This is a genomic window from Agrobacterium sp. BT-220-3 (assembly GCF_025910175.1).
Classification (GTDB): domain Bacteria; phylum Pseudomonadota; class Alphaproteobacteria; order Rhizobiales; family Rhizobiaceae; genus Agrobacterium; species Agrobacterium oryzihabitans.
This window is the reverse complement of the sequence record NZ_JAPAIX010000007.1, coordinates 103,626-122,733: the sequence shown is the minus strand read 5'-3', so window position 1 is coordinate 122,733 and position 19,108 is coordinate 103,626. Positions and strand designations below refer to the sequence as shown.

Genomic DNA, 19,108 nt, shown 5'->3' with positions numbered 1-19,108 from the left:
CGATCGCTTTGGCTCACAGCCCACGAAACAGGTTCGCGGAGACACTCACATCCTTTCGCCGGGCAACTGGCTTGCCTGTTTCACCCAGTCGATGAATTGCGCTTCATCGAATGCGCCCTCGTGAATATCGAGGTAACGAACTTTCTGTTGTTTGGAAGTGCCCGGCGGCATCGGCTGCAAAGATGCGCCGTCAAAGAAGGTAACCTTGACGTATTTGGTAAAACAATGGAGGGCGAGGAACCAGACATCATCCTCACTGCCGTAAAAAGGCGAGTTCCACTTCACCGCCTTGCGCACGCCAGGAACGGTGCTCTCGATCAACGCGTCGATCCGGGCTCCGACAGCACTTTTCCACTCGGGCATGGCCGCGATATAGGCCTGCACCGGCGCATTACCATAACCCTTAGCAATCTGGGGATTGCCGCCAGAAAGAAGCTTCGGCGCCGCATCCGCCGGCTCGGTCTTCGCGATATCGGCAGCTTTGTTCGACTTCCTGTCGACCATCACGTCCACCTCGTAGCGTTCGTGCTCATTGACGATCTCGCCGGCCGGGTGGGCCAGCGTGAACAGCAAATGTACACACGGTCGTCAAGACGAGCCAGTAGAGAATGAGGCCACGGCCCTATGCGACCAGCACGAAGTGCCCTTCGCCGGCTTCTTCGTAAACGCGCTTCGGCGGCACGTAGTCGGCGGCGCGGAACGGGCTCTTGATCTCCTCATTGGAAATCCGCCGCGTCTGCCGGCGAGATGGATCGGCAATCGGCACCGCTGCCATCAGGCGTTTGGTATAATCGTGCTGGGGATTTTCAAACACCGACTGGCGCGAACCGATTTCGACGATCTCGCCGAGATACATGACGGCGACGCGGTGACTGATACGCTCCACAACAGCCATATCATGGCTGATGAAGAGATAACCGAGGCCGAATTTTTCCTGCAGGTCGAGCATCAGGTTGATGACCTGCGCCTTTACCGAAACGTCGAGCGCGGAAACGGATTCGTCGGCGATCAGGAGTTTCGGTTCCAGTGCCAGAGCACGCGCAATGCAGACGCGCTGGCGTTGGCCGCCGGAGAATTCGTGCGGAAAACGATCCGCCATCGAGGCGGAAAGGCCGACCCGTTCCAGGAGATTGCCGACACGCTCGCGCGCTTGCGCAGCGCTCGCCAGCCCATGGGTGACGATGGGTTCGGCGATCGCCTGGCCGATGCGGATGCGCGGGTTGAGGCTTTCGAACGGATCCTGGAAGATCATCTGTGCTTCACGGCGAATATCGGCAAGCTCGCCTTTACCGGCTTTCAGCACATCCTTGCCGCCGATGCTGACCTTACCAGAGACGGGATCCGTCAGCCGGATGATCGAGCGGCCGGTAGTGGACTTGCCGCAACCGGATTCGCCGACAAGCGAGAGGGTTTCGCCCTGCCGCAACTCCAGCGAGACCCCTTCGACAGCATGAATGCGGCCGATCGTCTTGCGCAGGAAACCCTGCTTGATCGGGAAGCGGGTGATCAGATTGTCGACCTTGAGGATTGGCGGCGTATCCCGCTTGACCGTATCTTCCGTCGGCTTGACGGGCTGAATCTCGCCGGTTGCCATGTCCACCAGCGGGAAGCGCAACGGGCGGTCCTTGCCCGTCATCGAACCGAGCTGCGGCACGGCCGACAGAAGGGCCCGCGTATAGGGGTGGCTGGCGCCGGCAAATAGATCATGCGTCGTGCCGGTTTCAACCTGCTCACCGCGGAACATCACCACCGTGCGGTCGGAGATTTCAGCGACCACACCCATGTCGTGGGTGATGAAGAGCACCGACATGCCCTCCTCTTCCTGCAGGGTCTTGATCAGTTCAAGGATCTGCGCCTGAATGGTGACATCGAGCGCCGTCGTCGGCTCGTCGGCAATCAGCAGCTTCGGGTCGCAGGCAAGTGCGATGGCGATGACAACGCGCTGGCGCATGCCGCCGGAAAAATTCATCGGATATTCGTTGAGACGCGATTTCGCTGAGGGAATGCGCACCTTCTCCAGCAGCCGCACGGCTTCGGCTTCCGCCTGCGCATGCGACATGCCGCGGTGCTGCACCAGAACTTCGGTGATCTGCTGGCCGATCTTCAGGACCGGATTGAGCGATGTCATCGGTTCCTGAAAGATCATGCCGATGCGGTTGCCGCGGATTTTCTGCATGGCCTCGAGCGGCAGAGACAGGAGATCCTTGCCCTCGAAATCGATACGGCCGGTCACCCGCGAATTGCCGGGCGACAGAAGCCGCATGATCGACATGGCCGTGACGCTCTTGCCGGAACCGGATTCACCGACGACGGCGACGGTCTCCTTCGCATTGATGTCGAAGCTGACATCGTTGACGACATTGCGCCATTCGCCGCCGACGCGGAAGGCCGTGTTGAGGTTGGAAATCGACAGGATCGGATTGGTCATTGGTGCGGTCATGGCATCAGCCCTCCCGTCGCGGATTGAGAATGTCGCGCAGGGCATCGCCGATCAGGTTGATCGCGACGATGAGCAACAGCAGGACAAGGCCCGGAAAGAAGCTGATCCAGTAATCACCGGAAAGCAGATATTCAAACCCGTTCGAGATCAACAGACCGAGCGAGGGCTCCGTCACCGGCAGGCCGATGCCGAGGAAGGACAGGGTCGCTTCCAGCATGATGGCATAGGCGACGCGCATGGTGGCGACAACGATCAGCGGCGGCAGACAATTGGGCAGAATATGCCGGAAGAGAATGCTGCGGTCCGGCAGCGCCATGGAGCGGGCCGCGTCCACATAGGCGCGCTTGCGCTCCACCAGCGCGGAGCCGCGGATTGTGCGCGCATAATAGGCCCATTGCGTGACAACCAGCGCCAGAATGATCTTGTCGACGCCCTGGCCGAGAATGGCGAGGAAGATCAGCGCGATCAGAATGGCCGGGAAGCTGAGCTGGATGTCAACGATACGCATCAGGATGGAATCCAGCCGGCCACCGGCATAGGCGCTGATAAGGCCGATGGAAGCACCGATGACGAGTGCAATCGCCGCACTCGAAAGGCCGACGAGAATACTGGTTCGCAGGCCATAGAGAATGGCGCTGAACAGGTCGCGGCCCTGCGTATCCGTGCCGATCAGATAGGTCAGGCCCGACATGCTTTTCGAAAGCGGCGGCAGGCGGCCATCCATAATGTCGAGCTGGGCGAGATCGTAAGGGTTCTGCGGCGCGATCATCGGCGCGAAAACGGCCGCGAGGATGAAGACCGTCACCAGCACGATGCCGATCAAGGCGAGCTTGTCATGCAGCAGCGCATAAACGACTTCCCGGCCCGGCGAACGGGAGGTCGCGCGGGTATCGGTGTTTGCGGTGGCGTGAACCGAAACGGTCGGGGACTTGCTGTCGGTCATCACGAATTCCCCTCAAGACGGACGCGGGGGTCGACCAAGGAATAGAGAATGTCGACCAGAAGATTGATGACGCTGAACATCACGACGGTGATCATCAGATAGGCGAGGATGACGGGGCGATCGAGAACGCCGATGGCGTCGATGATCAGCTTGCCCATGCCCGGCCATGCGAAGATCGTTTCGGTGACGACGGCGAAGGCGATCAGCGAGCCGAGTTCGAGGCCGATAACGGTAATCAGCGGGATCAGCGTGTTCTTCATGACATGCACGGTGACGATCCGGCGCTCCGTCAGGCCCTTGGCCCGGGCGAAACGGACAAAATCGAGCTGCATGGTTTCCATCACGCCGGCGCGGGTGAGGCGGATGACGAGCGAAATCTTGAATAGCGCCAGATTGAAGGCCGGCAGCAGAAGATGCGACAGGCCGTCCAGCGTGAAGAGGCTTAGCGGCACACCGAGCACGGACACGGTATCGCCGCGGCCGGATGCCGGCAGCCAGCCCAGATACACGCTGAAGAACATGATCATGACGAGACCGATCCAGAAGGTCGGCAGGCTGAAACCGAGGATGGAGAAGGTCATGATCGACTTGGAAATGAAGCCCTTCGGCTTCAGGCCGGCATAAACGCCGAGTGGAATGCCAATGACGAGCGCCATGAAAAGTGCAACAAAGGCAAGTTCCAGCGTGGCGGGCATGCGGTTCAGGATCAGCGTCAGCGCCGGCTGGTTGAACACGAAGGAATTGCCAAGATCGCCCGAGAGCGCGCGGGTCAGGAACAGCCAGTATTGTTCCCAGACCGGCTTGTCGAGACCGAAGGACTGGATGACCTGCAGCCGTTCAGCCGGCGTCGCGGTCGGGCTCAGCAGCACGTCGACCGGATTGCCGACGAGGTAGAGGCCGGCAAAGACCAGAACCGACATGACGAGAAGGGTGAGCACGGTCTGCATCGACCGGCTTAGGATATATCCGCTCATGATCTTGAGCCTCCCGGTGTTTGTCCGCCGAGCGCTTCGCCGCCATGGCGGGCGATGCGCTCGATCAGCAATTCGATAAAACCGGTCTCGTCAATATCGGTGACGACGGTGGCATTGGCCGCCCGGTCCATCTTCCTGTAGAAATCGGCATAGGTATAACCCATTGTCAGGCCGGTGACCTGTACGCCGACAAAAGCTTCGCAACTGTTGAAAAGTTCGGGGCGGATCAGCCAGGCGATCGTGGTCGCATCGTGGATCGGCCCGCCCGGGCGACCGAAGCGTTTCACATCGCTGCGGTCAAAGGTGGAGAACAGGTTGAACAGCGCACCACCCGCTTCGCCGCCGGCGCGGAATCTTTCAAAATGTTCGGCCGTGAACAGCGCCTTGAACGTCATGTCGAGCGGCATCAGCACGATCGGCACACCAGACTGGAAGACGATCTCGGCGGCATGCGGGTCGGCGTAGATGTTGAACTCCGCCCATGGCGTGCGGTGGCCGAGCGCGGTAAAGGCACCGCCCATGGCAACGATCCGGCCGATGCCGCGCGCGACATCCGGATGCTGGACGAGCGCCAGCGCAATATTGGTCATCGGCCCGATGGCGCAGATGGTGATCTGTTTGCCGGCATCTACTGCGGCGCGTGCGGTTCGCACGATGAACTGCACCGCATTTTCTTCTTCCGGCACAATCCCGCCGGCCTTGACCAGCGCATCATCGAAAGCGCCGATGCGGGCATATTTGCCGAGCACCTGCTCGCGCACCAGCGGCCCGCTGGCGCCGGCATAAACCGGCACGCCGCGCCTGCCGCTCAGGCCCACCAGCTTGCAGGCATTGACGACGGTGTCGTGCAGCGGCACGTTGCCGGCAACGATGGACAGGCCCAGAACGTCAATCTCCGGCGAGGCGAGCGCCATCAGGATGGCGGCGGCGTCATCGACGCCGGGATCCGCATCGATGATGACCTTATGCTCTTTCATGCCACCACCTTTTCGGCGTAACGCGACAGCCGTTCCAGGAAGAAGGCGATGACGCCCTCGGCATCAACCCTGGTGACGATGTCGGCATTGGGTTCGAGGCCGCTCTTGCCATACCAGTCGGCAATCGTCTGTCCCATGCAGAGTTCGCTTTCATATTCGACGAAGACCCGCGCCTTCTGTGTTTCGAACAGATGCGGCGCAAGGATATAGGCCATGACCAGCGGATCATGCAGCGGGCCGCCGCGCGAGCCGTAGCGGGGAACGTCATTGCGGTCCCAGAAGGCCATCAGCTCGGCCAGCGTCTGCGAAATGCGACCGCTGACGCGTGAAAACTCGGTGACATGTTCCGGCTTCAGCATCACCTGATGGGTGGCATCAAGCGCCAGCGCGACAATCGGGATGCCGCTTGAAAACACCACGTGCACGGCGTGCGGATCGGCCAGAACATTGTATTCCGAGGTCATCGTGCGGTTGCCGGGTTCGCGATAGGCACCGCCCATCATCACGATGCGCTCGATGCCCTCGGCGATCTGCGGCTTCATGCGCAACGCGACTGCGACATTGGTCATCGGGCCAAGGCAGCAGAGCGTGATACGCTCGCCCTTTTCAGCCGCCCCGCCCAGCGTTTCGATCAGGAAATCGACGGCGGACATGGTTTCCACCTTTTTGGCAGGCTCCGGCAGAACGGTGTTTCCGAGCCCGGTCTTGCCGTGGAACTGGCCATGGATCGGCTCACGCAGCATCGGGCGGAAACAGCCGGCATAGACCGGAATATCGGTTCGTCCACCGAGCTCGCAGACCTGCAGGGCATTGCGCACCGTCCGCTCCAGCGGCTGGTTGCCGCAGACCGGCGTGATGCCAAGGATCTTGAGTTCCGGCGACACGAATGCGGTGAGGAGCGCAATGGTGTCATCGATACCGGGATCACAATCGACGATGATCGAAATCGGCTTCATTCTCAAATGCCTTCAATGTGTGGTGTGGGATGGGAAAAAACTCAGAGCGCGCCGACATCGCGCAGCACGTCGGCGATTTCCGCCCGTGCGGCTTCTCCGAGCGGCAGTTGCGGATGGATCGGCGCCCCAACGGCGAAACCCTGCAGCTCAAGCGCCGTCTTGATGCAGGCGGCAATCGAATATTTCGCGAAGATCTCGTTGACCTTCCACATCGGCCGCTGCATCTCCATCGCCAGCATCCAGTTTCCAGCCCTTGCGGCTTCATAGAGCGCTATGCTCTGCCGGGGCACGATGCAGGCGGGTCCCGCCATCCAGCCCACCCCGCCAATCATCATCACGCAGACCGGAATATGCGCGGAGGCGGCAAAGACCTGCATTCGTCCACGGGTTCGTTCGATGATGGAAAGCAGGCGGCCGGTATTGGTCGAGGCGTCCTTGATGTAGCGGATATTGTCGATGTGGCTCAGCCGTTCGATCACCGGGAGAGAGAGATCGGAACGCTGGAACTGCGGATTGGTGTAGAGCACCACCGGCCGCCCTTTGGCCGCTTTCGCGATTGCGGTGAAGTAAGCTTCCACACCCTCGTCGCTGACCGGGAAATAGGCTTCGAGAATGGCCAGAATTCCATCCGCCCCCGCTTCCACCATATATTCGGTCTGAGCCACCGCATCGGCGGTCGAGGTCGACGCCACGCCGGCGACAACGGGAACCCGGCCGCGATTGGCCGAAATCACCGTGTCGACGACGCAGCGTCTCTGCTCCTGGGAGAGATAGGCAAATTCGCCGGTGCTGCCGAGCGGCGCGAGGCCGTGAACGCCCTCGCCGATCAGATGATCCACCAGATCCGTCAGCACACCTTGCATCACCTTGCCGGATGCATCGACCGGCGAGACGAGATAGGGAAATACACCGCTGAAAGACATGGCGGATCGCTCCTTTTTTCGGATCAGTTCGGCTTCACGTAGTAGGGAAGCGTGTAGCCATCCGAGCGGCCGGCATAGCTGATGTCGCTCTTCACCGCCCAGGTGTTCGCCAGATAAAAGACCGGGATGACGCCGAGGTCGCCCATGGCGACTTCGGTTGCCTTGCGCAGCAGTTCCTCGCGCTTGGCATCGTCAAGCGTTGCACGCGCCTCGTTCAGATCCTTGTCGAATTCCGGGTTGGAATAACGGCCGCGATTGCCCTGCCCCGCCTTCTCGCCATAGGTTTCGAGGATAGGCCCCAGCACGCCGGAGGCTTCGCCGGTTTCGACAGCGGCGCCACCCATGATGAAGCTGAATTCGAGGTTCGAGGCACGGGTGAAATAAACGCTGCCCGGCAGGGTCGCGACTTCGGTTTTGACGCCGACGCGACTGAAGAACTGGCCGATTGCCTGCGCGACCTTGCTATCGTTCGGATAACGGTCGTTCGAGGCGTGGAAGGTTAGCTGAAAACCGTCGGGATAACCGGCCTTTGCCAACAGTTCCTTGGCCTTGTTCGGGTCATAAGCATCGACCTTGATTGCCGGATCGTAACCGAAATAACCTTCGGGAACGACCTGACCGGCCGGAACGCCCTGTCCATCCATGATGCGGTCAACAAGTGCTTCACGGTTGATCGACAGGGACAGGGCACGGCGTACTTCCGGCTTCAGAAGCGGGTTCTTGCCATCCGGCCCCTTGGCGAACGGCGACTCCTCGCGGGCCTGATCCATGTGCAGATACATGATGCGGTTGCCGGCAATGTTGACGACCTTCAGCTTGTCGGATGCCTCAAGCCGGCGGGTATCGGCCGTCGGAATGCTTTCGATCATGTCGACATCGCCCGAAAGCATGGCGGCAACGCGGGCGCTCGGGTTCTTGAAGACGCGGAACGTCACCTTGTCCCAGGCGGCCTTTTCGCCCCAGTATTCGTCGTTTTTCGCCACCACCACATTATCGTCCGGCGACCAGGAAACGAACTTGAACGGACCGGTGCCGATGACGCCCTTGCCGGAGTTCATCTCGCCCGTCGTTACCTTTTCCATTTCGGCCGGCAGAATGGCGATACGGCTGAGGTTGTTGAGCAGCAGCGGCGTCGGGCCGGCCGTGGTGATGCGTAAGGTCAGGGGATCGACGGCGGTCACCTCGGTGATCGCCTTCACATAGGCCGCAAACGAGCTTGGGCTGTTGGTCGAGGCCAGCGGAATGCGCTTGATGCTGGCAATCACGTCCTCTGCGGTGAAGTCGCTGCCATCATGGAATTTCACGCCTTCGCGCAGCTTGAATTCCCAGGTCTTGTCGTCGACCACCTTCCAGGAGGTGGCGAGCGCCGGTTGGATTTGCTGCTTCTCGTCCTGGTTCACAAGACCGTCGAAAATATTGCGCGCCATCGCGCTGTTCGGGCCGACCACATAAAACTGCGGATCCATGGACGTTGTCGAAGCGGACAGACCAACGGTGAGGTCCTTTGCCTGACCTGCGAGCGGCATGGCGAAAACAGACGCTGCCAATGCGGCTGCGACAGCAGAAAACTTCATGGTGAGGACTCCTCCGGGTTGTTCCAGCGCGCACTCTCCCCGCGCGATCAAGAGGAGTTAACGCTTCTTTATGGAAAAGAAAAATTGCATTTGGTACAGAGTTCATGCCTGAATGTTATGGGAGGAGCAAAGGTTGCGATTAAAACCACGGCAGGTCGAAGCTTTTCGCAGCGTCATGATGACCGGTGGCATCACGGCTGCGGCGGAAGCCATGAACGTGACGCAGCCGGCGGTCAGCCGGTTGATCCGCGATCTCGAAGACATCGTACAGATGACCCTGTTCGAAAGAGCGGGCGCCCGGCTGATGCCGACTGCCGAAGCGACAAAACTCTATCGCGAGGTGGAGCGCCTCTATCTCGGGCTTGACCAGATCGGGCAGGCCGCCGCCGACATCCGGCTGCACAAGAATACAGTTCTGCGCATCGCCAGCGTCACATCGCTGGTGCGGCCATATCTGCATCAGGCGATCATCGACACGATCGGCGACCGGCCGGATATTCCGCTCGTAATCGACGTGGAGAACAGCCGCTACATCTGGGACATGGTCGAGCAGAACCGTTATGATCTCGGCCTCGTCTTCAGTTCTCCACGGATGGTCGAAAAGAATGCCGTCCGCCTCCACAGCGCCGGCGCGGTCGCCGCCATGGCGCCGGGCCATGAACTGGCCGGACGCAGCGTCATAACGCCGGCCGACCTCATGGATGAACGGGTGCTTATTCCGGGCAGAAACTCACCATTGAGGCTTTCCCTCGACAGGGCCTTTTCGCGTGAAGATCACCAGCCTGTCAGCACGATGGAAACATCCATGCTGAACTGCTGCCATTTCGCAGCAGCCGGCATGGGGATCGGCATCGTTGACAATACCAGCCTCCGCTCCGCCGGGGCCGAGGTTGTTGCAATTCCGTTCGAGCCGAGGATCGAAGTCTCCTATTTCGCGATCCGCCCGAGCGGCGGCCAGAGGATTGCCATTCTCGACGAAATCGTCGGGCGAATGCAGGAGATGCTGCGAGCGGAATGAATGAAACCGCAGACCGCACGGTCATCGGCCCATGCCCTCCGGCATTTGCTCCGCTCAAATGATGCCGCGGCTGCTCAGCCTTTCCTGATCCGCAATCCTTCCAGAAAGGCCCGGAAGCTTTGCACGGCTCGTCTGGACGTCGTTTCGGGGTCGTCGGAGTTGGCGATCCACTGGGCGGCACTGCTGCTCGCCGCATTGATAAAACGGGCGCATGCTTCAGGATCAATGTCGCCGATAGTCCCCTCCTGTTTCAGCGCATCGAGGCTTCGTGCAACGGCCGAGATACAGCCATTGGCATTTGGCCAGCGGGAGGGGTCACCCAGCACGGCCGGTCCGTCGCGGAACATGATACGCTGGATTTCAGGCTCCAGAGCCATGCGGACATAGCCGACATTCTCCTCGATGAAGCCCTCCCATCGCGTCTCGGCCCTTGACGAGATGTCACAGAGCCTCTTCGTCATTTCGGCATCGATTTCACCCACGACCGCCAGCAACAGGCCTTTTTTATCGCCGAAGTGGTGATAAAGCGCACCGCGGGTCAGTCCCGCTTCGGCCGTGAAGTCGTCCATGGACGCGTCGGCATATCCGATGCTGCCAAACGCCTTGCGGCCGGCGGCCAGAAGCTTCGCCCGCGTCTCGGCAATCATTTCGCTGCGGGGTTTGCGCATTTTTTCTCCTTGCTCGACATACGCCACGTATATTAGTTGACATACGTCGCGTATGCAATTATCTAATTTACATACGCCACGTATGTGTGTGGTGGATACTCCCTAAACAAGGTCCATCCCGATGTCTAATCCATACAGAGAAATTTTCCGGGCTCCCGGCGCCAAAGGCTTTTCCGCCGCAGGTTTCTTCGCCCGCCTTCCGATTGCGATGGCCCCGATCGGCATCGTCGCCATGCTGTCCCAGACCCATGGCGAATACTGGCTTGCCGGTGCCGTTTCGGCGACCTTCGCGCTGACCAATGCGGCTGTCGCGCCGCAGATTTCCCGTCTGGTGGATCGCAGGGGCCAGAGCAGCGTCCTCATCCCGGCCACCACCCTATCGGTGATCGCCTTTGCGATCCTGATCATTGCCACGAACCAGAAGTGGCCTGTCTGGACACTGTTTCTTTCGGCCTTCCTCGCCGCCGCCATGCCGAGCATCCCCGCCATGATGCGCGCCCGCTGGACGGAGATCTTCCGTGGCCGGCCAGAGCTCAACACGGCCTTTGCCTTTGAATCCGCCGCAGACGAGCTGGTCTACATTTCCGGCGCATCGCTTTCCGTCGGTCTTGCGGTCTCGCTCTTTCCGGAAGCCGGGATGATGATCAGCACCACCTTCCTTGCGCTTGGCACCTTTGCCTTCCTTCTGCAAAGATCAACGGAACCCAAGGTGCGCCCGGTTGAAAGCGGAGGCAGGCAGCGTTCCGCGATCTTCCTGCGTCCCGTCCAGATCATTACACTTGCCCTGATCTTCGTCGGTTCGACCTTTGCCACGGCCGAGGTGAGCGCAGTTGCCATCACCAAGGCACTCGGCCAGCCTGAAGCTGCGAGCCTCGTCATCGGCGTCTATGCCATTGGTTCGTTCGTCGTCGGCCTGCTTCTCGGCGCGATCAACCCCAGGATACCGCTGCATCGCCAGTTGCTGATTGCCGTCAGCGTCCTTGCGCTGACGGCTCTACCGCTGCTCTTTGCAACCACGGCAGTAGCCCTGCTGGCCTTCGCCGTGTTCCTCAGCGGTGTTGCAATCTCCCCCATCTTCATCACCGCATTCGGCCTGATCGAACGCCGCGTGCCGGAATCGATGCTGACGGAAGGCGTGACCTGGGTGATGACCGGCATCGGTATCGGCATGGCGCTCGGCGCCTTCATCTCCGGCTGGGTGATCGACAATTTCGGTCCGGACAATGGCTTCTGGGTGTCGGTTGCCGCAAGCCTGTCGACAGTCACCATCATCGCCCTCGGTCAGCGCAACCTCTCCTCAGAGGGCAGGCACACCGACACGATATCCGTGGCGCAGCCTGCCGAGTAGTGCCCTCAATCATGGACTGCCGCGATCCTCGCGGCAGCTCGTCTCAGGTGGGGCCTGCCGGTGTTTCATTGGACGGTTATCCGCCTCATCCAGACCATGACAGCCACCGCGCCGCCATCTGCATGCCCCTTCGCGCGTTCGCCGAGATAGCTGGCGCGCCCGAGGCGCGGCGTCATGTCCTTCGTCGCTTCCGCTCCCGCCTCACCGGCTGCGACCGCTTCGCCCCACGCAACCTCGACGGACTGCCCCTCGGCCAGCCTGTCACGGAAAGTGGCGGCAGCGGGATGAAGGGCATCCACCATCGTTCTGTCGCCGGGCTTTGCACCGCCAAGCTCGGAAACGGCCTCAACCGCAGCGACGAATGCCTCCGCCAGCTCTTTTGCCGTCGGTGCATCTGAGCCCGCAAGATGCCGGGCGGCCCGCATGAGGCCCGTTGCGTAGAATGGGCCTGAGCTACCGCCGATCGCCTTCCTCATGGCATCACCCATCGCCGACAGCCCGCTCGATACATCCGCGAAGGCCTGAGCCGGAAGCGCGAGGACCGCTTCGGCGCCACGCTTCATGCTGGTGCCGAGATCGCCGTCGCCTGTAACGCTGTCGAGGTCCGTCAGCTGCTGTTCAGCGGCAATCAGGGCCTTTGCGACATCTTCCGCCACCTGCCGAAGACGCGCGCCTGCGGCGGTCATTTCCCGGTCTGGCTGGGCTTCAACCGGGAGTATGGACGAGGCAAGCATGCGATGTCTGTTTACAGCACCACCGCGTGGCCAGGCGGTCGCATCCGTTGTCGCGTCGATGAGTTCGAGAGCCCGGTCATCGACCTGCATGATGGAAAGCGAAAAGCCCGGCATGTCCAGCGCCGACAGGAACGTGCCCGCCCACGCACGCTCGGCGCTTACCCCTTTCGCCTCGAGAATACTGAGCGCCGAACGGGCAACAATCGACAGCTCCATTGGCGGCGTCGAGCCCAAACCATTGACGAGGAGCACGACGCGATCTCCGCTCTTCAGCTTTCCGTCGGCCTCGATCGTGTTCAGCACAAGCGATGTCAGATCATCCGCAGAAGCGATCTCCATTCTGCGGACACCCTGCTCGCCGTGAATGCCGAGACCGACCTCGATCTCCCGCTCGCCAAGCGTAAAACCGGGTTTCCCGACAGCCGGCAGGGTGCATGAACCGAGCGAAATTCCCATTGACGAGAGCCCGGCCACAGCCCCTCGCGCCACCTGCGCAACTTCGCTTAGAGGCAACCCAAGCTCGGCTGCAGCACCGGCCAACTTGTGCACCAGCACCGTTCCGGCAATGCCGCGGCGGCGGTCGGTGGGCACGGTATCTTTCAACGCCACATCGTCGGCGACGACAACGATCTCGACGGGAATTCCTTCCGCCCGGGCAAGCTCCGCCGCAAGGCCGAAATTAAGCCGGTCGCCCGTGTAGTTCTTGACGATCACGAGCGCACCCGCCGGCCCCGCAGAAGCCCTGATTCCCGCCAGCACGGCATCGGTGCTCGGTGAGGTGAAGACGTCTCCGGCCACGGCAGCCGTCAACATGCCGGCCCCCACGTAACCCGCATGCGCCGGCTCATGGCCGCTGCCGCCACCCGAAAGCACCGCGACCTTTCGCTGATCCGCTTCCGGAAGTCCGGACCGTATCACCACGTTCTCGTTGGCAAGAAGGATGCTGGCCGGGCTGAGAGCCACGACGCCCTCCAGCATGTGGCGGACGACGGCAGACGGATCGTTGATCAGCTTCTTCATTCTTCTCTCCCGAAAGACGCTTCAGTTTGCGAGCGCGAGGATAGAGTGCTGATCGGCCGTGTCAAAGGCGTGAATGGGTCTCGTCCGGACATAATTCAAAACGAAATCAGTCCCCGACGCATCCTTCTCGTTCGCCGAGATCATAGATGCGCCCGGTGAGCCAGGCGGGCCAGTCCCGTTCAAAGAAGGATTTCCGGCTTTCATCAAAGACGCGGTTGGGGCGCGTCGATATCACCATGCCCTCATCTTTGAGCCTGACGATGATCTGCTCGCTCCGATGGTCATCTTTCTCCCTGCGAAAGCGGAATTCCTGCAGCGGGCCTGCGGCAACGTTCGGAACCAGTTCACCGTCAGCATCGCAGATCGCGCGTGCGCCCCGGCTGCCGCCGCCGTTGCGAATGAAGTGATCCAACGCCGCAAGCACTGCCTCGGAAGCAACCGCCATTTGTTGCCACTGAACGGCGCGAACCGCCTCGGCGGCCCGTCCGTAAGCGATCCCGTTCGAGCGGATCGTCACATTGAGCGAACGCGCCTCGGCAAGCGCCTGCGAAACGCTTTCGGCATCGCATATCATCCCGGCCTTGTCGCTCATGCGAGACTGGATTTCGGTGCGGATGTCCCTGGCGGACAGGCGACTATCCTCCTTCAGAATGGCGAGAAGGTCGTTCAGCCCCGCTAACGCCACCGCTTCAATATATGCCGATGACGAGGATTTCGCACGACCACTTGCGCCGATGTGTTCGGCAACGCGTGTGCCGAACACCTGCCCGGCATTCAGTGCTGCTCCGCCCGGTCGTGTCACGCCATGAGTACCTGCGGCCTCGCCAACGGAATAGCATCCCGCCAGATTGGTCCGCCCCCAGGTATCGACCATGATGCCGCCGTTCATGTGCTGGTTGTTCACCGCAAACTCAAGCGGTTCGCTGGCGATGTCGATTTTGTAGCGCCGGTAGAGTTCGATCGCGAGCGGATTCATATGCCGCAACCGGTCGATCGGCAGTTCCTTCATCGCGCCGGCGTTTTCGATGTAGCTGCGGACATCGGTGTCGAGACGATCAAGGCTGAAAGGAAGATCGCCGGTAACTGCCAGCGGATTGCGATTGAAGTCCATGAAGACCCGCCGCCCGGCCGCCGACTCACGGAAGATCGCGAGATCAACCAGACTTGAACCGAAATCGAGCATGCGGGTCGAATGGAAGGGCCATTGATAGCCCTTTCGGAAAATGTTGGACGCCATTTCCTGTGTAGTGCGATAGTAGTTCGCCAGAAAATGATGCTCTTTGCCCCCGGCATCCAGCGAATAAATATGCGGGACGGCCTGCACGTATGTTCCCGACAGGTTCCAGGGAAACCCCTCTCGCCGCGTGCCAATGCCGAACTGGCTTTCCGTCAAGTTGACGAGGTCTATCCCCGCCTCCAGCGCCAGCCCCAGAGAACCGAAACAACCATTGGGATAGACGCTGTCGCGATAAAGTTCGCCCGGCCCTCCGGCTGCAAGCACAATCACCGGACACACGAAGAGAGCGATCCCGAACGGGTTGGTATCGCTGCGTTCATGGGGCTGCATGGCGAGAACGCCGACGACCCGCCTTTCCTCGCTCAGACCTTCGGTCAATATTTTAACGACGGTGGTGTGATTGTGAAACGGGATATCCAGACGGATTGCTTCATCCGCGAGAACCTTGACCATCAGCCGCGATGTCCTCGGACCGCAGCTGGTCGCGCGGCCGACTTCGTCGTGATCGGTCTGATATCGGAGCGTCCCGCCCAGCGGGTCCTGCGGCAGGGGCAGTCCGAGGAATTGCAGCGAGGCCATCATGCGCGTAGATCCGACCGCCTCGACATAGGCGGTGTCCTCGTCCATGGCGCCGCCACTACGGATAGCCTGCGCCATTGCCTTGAAGTTGTCGCCCTGATCGGCCGTGTTCGCGGTGTGGAGGGTTTGTTTGTCGGATCCGGAACAGGCCGACGTTCCGCCCCACGCGCTCTGGCTGAGGATGACGACATCATCGCCGCGTCGCTTCATTTCCACTGCGGCCCGCAGCCCGGCGGCACCGGAACCGACCACGACGCAGCCGGCGCGATGAACCGGGACATCAATGCCGCCGAGCACGATCATCTCTTTCGGGCCGGCCGCATTCGGCAAACGCGGCATGTTCACATCCGTGAGCGCGTCAAGAATATGCTGCGGGACGGTCGCGTCCATGAGCGTTGTACTCCTCGTAAATTGCCTTGCAGGCTTCGTCTCGAATTTGCCTGATCCGCGAAATGACTATCGAACCTGCGCGCGCGCCCTCGGGCGCGTTTCATTGCGTTCGTGCGAGAAAATCGCAGGTGCAAGGGGGCCAAGGCCTCTTATCAGGTCAGCACCCTTCTCTCCGACCATGATCGTCGGCGCATTGGTGTTGCACGAGGGGACGCGTGGCATGACGGAGGAATCGCAGACGCGCAGCCCTTCCAGACCATGCACCTTGAGGTCGAGGCCGACGACGGATTCCGGCCCGTTCCCCATCTTGCAGGTGCCGACGGGGTGATGATCGGTCTTGGCATTCGCGCAGCCGTAGTCGAAAAGCTCATCATCCGTCATGACCTTGGGGCCGGGAAGACGTTCCGCCAGAATATAGGGCTTCAACGCCGCCTGCTGGAATATTTCACGGGCGATCTTGAGACCTTCCAGTGACATCTTCCGGTCATGCGGATCGGACCAATAATTGGGATCGATCAGCGGCGCGGCGGCCGGATCAGAGGATGACAGCCGCACGGTTCCGCGCGATCTGGGGTGAAGATAGGCGGAATTCAGCGTGACCCCGGCGTTTTTCAACCGCTCCACGCCCGCCTCGATACCCGACCCCAATCCCAGATGGAACTGGATATCCGGCGAGCGCGCATCCGGGTCCGCATACCAGAAACCGCCCGTTTCAAACAGCGAGGAGGCGACCGGCCCGGTACGGAACAGAACATATTCAAGCCCCGCCCATATCGTCCGGTGAAGCTTGGCAACGCCATCATAGGTATGGTCGCCGGTGCACTCGGCAATCACGAAAAGATCGAGATGATCCTGCAGGTTCGAACCGACGCCGGGCAGGTCATGGAGCACCTTTACGCCCACGGATTTCAGGTGATCCGCCGGGCCGATACCTGATTGCAGCAGAAGCTTGGGTGAGCCGATTGCGCCGGAAGAGACGAGGACCTCCCGTTCGGCGCGGATGATTTCCGAGCCGGATTTTCCGACCACCTCAACCCCTATGGCGCGTTTTCCTTCCAGCACGATGCGGGAGACGCGTGCACCGAGTTTGATCGTCAGGTTCTTGCGATGCCGGATCGGGTTGAGATAGGCGAGTGATGCGGACGATCTGCGGCGGTTGCGCTGGGTGAGCTGATAGAAGCCGACGCCGGCCTGCTGCCGGCCGTTGAAATCGTGATTATAGGGCATGCCGAGTTCCTGGCCTGCTCTGATATAGGCATCGCAGATGGGCAGGGCCGAAACCGGCATCGAGACCCCAAGCGGTCCGCCATAGGAATGATAGTCGTCGGCAAAACGCTGATTGTCTTCGGCGCGTTTGTAATAGGGCAGGATGTCGCGATAACTCCAGCCGTCGCAACCATCCTCAGAGACCCATGTGTCGTAATCGGCCGCATTGCCGCGCGTATAAAGCTGGGCATTGATCGATGAGCCGCCGCCCAGCACCTTGGCCTGGGTGTACCGCAACACCCTGCCCTTCATGTGCTTTTGCGGCACCGTCTCCCAGCCCCAGCTCGCCACGCCTTTGGTCATCTTGGCAAAACCGGCCGGCATGTGGAACAGCGGGTTCCAGTCTCCCCCACCGGCTTCGAGCAGCAGGACGTTGACATCGGGGTCTTCGCTCAAACGGTTGGCGAGCACACATCCAGCGGGGCCGGCACCGGTGATGATATAGTCGAAACGCATCGAACTATCCTGTTACACTAGAGGGATCTGATGGCCGCCGCCGGCATAAAGCGACATCGCGGTCATGACATGCGAGGGTGTCAGCCTCATGGGGCGAAATCCTCCGTCGAGATATGATGGGCAACCCTCAGCGCCTGGCTTGCAATGGTGAGCGCCGGATTGACGGCGGCCGACGTCGGCAGAAAGCTGGCGTCGACAACGAACAGGTTGCGGTGATCATAGGAACGGCAGAAGGGGTCGAGCGGCGCGGTCGCCGGGTCGTTGCCCATGCGGATCGTGCCGCACTGATGCGACGGCGTGCGTTTGTCGAAGGGTTTCGACAAGACGATCGGGAAACCGATCGATTTGAGGATGCCTTTCAGTTTTGCAACCAGCGCCAGATGAGCGTCCCAGTTGGTCCGCCGCCAGTGGAGGACGATGCGATTTCCGTCAACCATGATCCGGCTGTCGGGATGAGGAATGTCTTCGCTCATCGCGTAGAAATCGATCGCGTGTCCGGTCAGCTGCCGAAGCAGCCATTCCGGCATGCGGGGCATTGCTCCCTTCAGGATCGCCGACGAAATTTTGCCGAGCAGTTGGACGTTGCCAAGAGGCGGCCCGCCCTCGCCGTCGGACAGATAGAAGTCATTGAAGCCGAATGTCTTTTGATAGACGGCCGTGTTGCGGAAGCTTGGCGACACGGCGATCACAGCCGACGAATTGTGATTCATGAAGTTTCGCCCGACCTGATCGGAGGAATTCGCGAGACCCTTCGGATATCGCTCATCCGCCGAGCGCAGCAGCAGCACGGTCGACTGCACGGCTCCCGCAGACAGGATGACCAGTTTTGCCGTGACCGAGCGGGCCTCGCCGTGCTGCTCATAATTGACACGCTCAATGCGACCGCCCTCTCCAGCCTCAAGTCTGGTCACTCTGGCGGCGGTTTCGATTTTGACGTTCGGATATTCAAGGGCTTTGAGAAGTGCTGCGGTCTCCGCATCCATCTTGCCATCGCGAGAATTAGGATGGGCGTCCCATGGGGTCCGGCCTTTCGAAAGCCATTTTTCGATATCGATGGCCAAAGGCAGGGAGAAGGGATGCAGGCCTTTCGCCTTCAGGCGCGCCCGGACATCCGCCACCGGCGGCTCGTCCGCAACGGGGGAAAATGAATATGCGGCGGAATGTTCGGGTTCGGTCGGGTCCGCGCCCAGCTCGCCGCGAACCTGATACATCGCCTCCGCCTTGCTGTACCAGGGCTCCAGCTCTTCGTAAGGGAACGGCCAGGCGGGCGAAACGCCTTCCCTGTGCCGGATTTCGCTAAAATCTTCCTTGCGATAGCGCGACAGCACCGCGCCGTAGAATTTCGAATTTCCGCCGACATTGTAATAATTGCCGGGATTGAACGCAGCGCCATTGGCCTCGTACCAGCTCTCCTTGGGGCGAAAATGGCCCTTCTGAAAGATGGCGCGCTGGTCGCGATTGACCGGGCTGTCGGCGATATAATCACCGGCTTCGAGGATCAGGATGTCGGCGCCTGTCGCCGCAAGACCTGCGGCAACCGTCGCGCCGCCGATACCGGAGCCGATAATGATAATGTCTGGACTGTTCATCATGCCGATCCATCAA

Annotated in this window: 15 protein-coding genes; 2 read left to right on the top strand and 13 right to left on the bottom strand. The window is 60.8% G+C overall.

The window, feature by feature from the left end:
* Positions 1–45 precede the first annotated feature (45 nt).
* From OK142_RS18155 to OK142_RS18120, 8 genes are all read right to left on the bottom strand, one after another.
* Entirely contained in the window at positions 46–504 is a 459-nt protein-coding gene (locus tag OK142_RS18155) for a DUF1801 domain-containing protein (protein WP_313607419.1), read from the bottom strand.
* A 118-nt stretch (positions 505–622) separates the two neighbouring features.
* Positions 623–2,428 (bottom strand): ABC transporter ATP-binding protein, encoded by a 1,806-nt coding sequence (locus OK142_RS18150; RefSeq protein WP_498684457.1) that lies wholly within the window; start codon positions 2,426–2,428, stop codon positions 623–625.
* Positions 2,429–2,444: 16 nt separating this feature from the next.
* Positions 2,445–3,383 carry an ABC transporter permease gene (locus OK142_RS18145; RefSeq protein ID WP_035225792.1) on the bottom strand — a complete coding sequence of 313 codons (939 nt, stop codon included), beginning with the start codon at positions 3,381–3,383 and terminating at the stop codon, positions 2,445–2,447.
* Positions 3,383–4,357, bottom strand: a complete 975-nt coding sequence (locus tag OK142_RS18140; RefSeq protein ID WP_137039548.1) for an ABC transporter permease — start codon at positions 4,355–4,357, stop codon at positions 3,383–3,385. The genes OK142_RS18145 and OK142_RS18140 overlap by 1 nt, the downstream gene beginning before the upstream one ends.
* Positions 4,354–5,334: a nucleoside hydrolase gene (locus OK142_RS18135; protein ID WP_498684381.1), complete on the bottom strand. Its 981-nt coding sequence runs from the start codon at positions 5,332–5,334 to the stop codon at positions 4,354–4,356. Before OK142_RS18135 ends, OK142_RS18140 begins: the two co-directional genes overlap by 4 nt.
* Positions 5,331–6,290: a nucleoside hydrolase gene (locus OK142_RS18130; protein WP_498684380.1), complete on the bottom strand. Its 960-nt coding sequence runs from the start codon at positions 6,288–6,290 to the stop codon at positions 5,331–5,333. The genes OK142_RS18135 and OK142_RS18130 overlap by 4 nt, the downstream gene beginning before the upstream one ends.
* A 41-nt stretch (positions 6,291–6,331) precedes the next feature.
* A complete protein-coding gene (locus OK142_RS18125; RefSeq protein WP_498684377.1) occupies positions 6,332–7,213 on the bottom strand; it encodes a dihydrodipicolinate synthase family protein in 882 nt (293 codons plus the stop codon).
* Between the two features lie 23 nt (positions 7,214–7,236).
* Entirely contained in the window at positions 7,237–8,787 is a 1,551-nt protein-coding gene (locus tag OK142_RS18120) for an ABC transporter substrate-binding protein (RefSeq protein ID WP_498684375.1), read from the bottom strand.
* Positions 8,788–8,920: 133 nt separating this feature from the next.
* Between OK142_RS18120 and OK142_RS18115 the strand changes: the two genes are divergently transcribed.
* Entirely contained in the window at positions 8,921–9,805 is an 885-nt protein-coding gene (locus OK142_RS18115) for a LysR substrate-binding domain-containing protein (RefSeq protein WP_035243114.1), read from the top strand.
* Between the two features lie 74 nt (positions 9,806–9,879).
* On the opposite strand, the gene OK142_RS18110 is transcribed toward OK142_RS18115, so the two are convergent.
* Complete coding sequence (locus OK142_RS18110) at positions 9,880–10,473, bottom strand: TetR/AcrR family transcriptional regulator (RefSeq protein WP_003498846.1); 594 nt, start codon at positions 10,471–10,473, stop codon at positions 9,880–9,882.
* Between the two features lie 121 nt (positions 10,474–10,594).
* Here OK142_RS18110 and OK142_RS18105 point away from each other — a divergent pair, with 121 nt between their 5' ends.
* Complete coding sequence (locus OK142_RS18105; RefSeq protein ID WP_498684371.1) at positions 10,595–11,821, top strand: MFS transporter; 1,227 nt, start codon at positions 10,595–10,597, stop codon at positions 11,819–11,821.
* A 65-nt stretch (positions 11,822–11,886) separates the two neighbouring features.
* On the opposite strand, the gene dhaL is transcribed toward OK142_RS18105, so the two are convergent.
* The 4 genes from dhaL to OK142_RS18085 form a co-directional block, all read right to left on the bottom strand.
* Positions 11,887–13,575, bottom strand: coding sequence for a dihydroxyacetone kinase subunit DhaL (gene dhaL / locus OK142_RS18100; protein ID WP_498684369.1), 1,689 nt, complete (start codon positions 13,573–13,575; stop codon positions 11,887–11,889).
* Positions 13,576–13,681: 106 nt separating this feature from the next.
* On the bottom strand, positions 13,682–15,781 hold the full coding sequence (locus OK142_RS18095) for an FAD-binding protein (protein ID WP_498684367.1): 2,100 nt from the start codon (positions 15,779–15,781) through the stop codon (positions 13,682–13,684).
* Between the two features lie 66 nt (positions 15,782–15,847).
* Complete coding sequence (locus OK142_RS18090; RefSeq protein WP_498684365.1) at positions 15,848–17,503, bottom strand: GMC family oxidoreductase; 1,656 nt, start codon at positions 17,501–17,503, stop codon at positions 15,848–15,850.
* 86 nt (positions 17,504–17,589) lie between these two features.
* Positions 17,590–19,095 carry an FAD-dependent oxidoreductase gene (locus OK142_RS18085; RefSeq protein WP_137039539.1) on the bottom strand — a complete coding sequence of 502 codons (1,506 nt, stop codon included), beginning with the start codon at positions 19,093–19,095 and terminating at the stop codon, positions 17,590–17,592.
* Between the last annotated feature and the right edge of the window lie 13 nt (positions 19,096–19,108).

What these genes read in the sequence shown, in the direction of transcription:
- OK142_RS18145 (WP_035225792.1), bottom strand. Translation starts at nt 3,383, where the DNA reads ATGACCGACAGCAAGTCCCCGACCGTTTCGGTTCACGCCACCGCAAAC.
- OK142_RS18095 (WP_498684367.1), bottom strand. Translation starts at nt 15,781, where the DNA reads ATGGACGCGACCGTCCCGCAGCATATTCTTGACGCGCTCACGGATGTG.
- OK142_RS18120 (WP_498684375.1), bottom strand. Translation starts at nt 8,787, where the DNA reads ATGAAGTTTTCTGCTGTCGCAGCCGCATTGGCAGCGTCTGTTTTCGCC.
- OK142_RS18135 (WP_498684381.1), bottom strand. Translation starts at nt 5,334, where the DNA reads ATGAAAGAGCATAAGGTCATCATCGATGCGGATCCCGGCGTCGATGAC.
- OK142_RS18085 (WP_137039539.1), bottom strand. Translation starts at nt 19,095, where the DNA reads ATGATGAACAGTCCAGACATTATCATTATCGGCTCCGGTATCGGCGGC.
- OK142_RS18155 (WP_313607419.1), bottom strand. Translation starts at nt 504, where the DNA reads ATGGTCGACAGGAAGTCGAACAAAGCTGCCGATATCGCGAAGACCGAG.
- OK142_RS18090 (WP_498684365.1), bottom strand. Translation starts at nt 17,503, where the DNA reads ATGCGTTTCGACTATATCATCACCGGTGCCGGCCCCGCTGGATGTGTG.
- OK142_RS18125 (WP_498684377.1), bottom strand. Translation starts at nt 7,213, where the DNA reads ATGTCTTTCAGCGGTGTATTTCCCTATCTCGTCTCGCCGGTCGATGCA.
- OK142_RS18130 (WP_498684380.1), bottom strand. Translation starts at nt 6,290, where the DNA reads ATGAAGCCGATTTCGATCATCGTCGATTGTGATCCCGGTATCGATGAC.
- OK142_RS18110 (WP_003498846.1), bottom strand. Translation starts at nt 10,473, where the DNA reads ATGCGCAAACCCCGCAGCGAAATGATTGCCGAGACGCGGGCGAAGCTT.
- OK142_RS18150 (WP_498684457.1), bottom strand. Translation starts at nt 2,428, where the DNA reads ATGACCAATCCGATCCTGTCGATTTCCAACCTCAACACGGCCTTCCGC.
- OK142_RS18140 (WP_137039548.1), bottom strand. Translation starts at nt 4,357, where the DNA reads ATGAGCGGATATATCCTAAGCCGGTCGATGCAGACCGTGCTCACCCTT.
- OK142_RS18105 (WP_498684371.1), top strand. Translation starts at nt 10,595, where the DNA reads ATGTCTAATCCATACAGAGAAATTTTCCGGGCTCCCGGCGCCAAAGGC.
- dhaL (WP_498684369.1), bottom strand. Translation starts at nt 13,575, where the DNA reads ATGAAGAAGCTGATCAACGATCCGTCTGCCGTCGTCCGCCACATGCTG.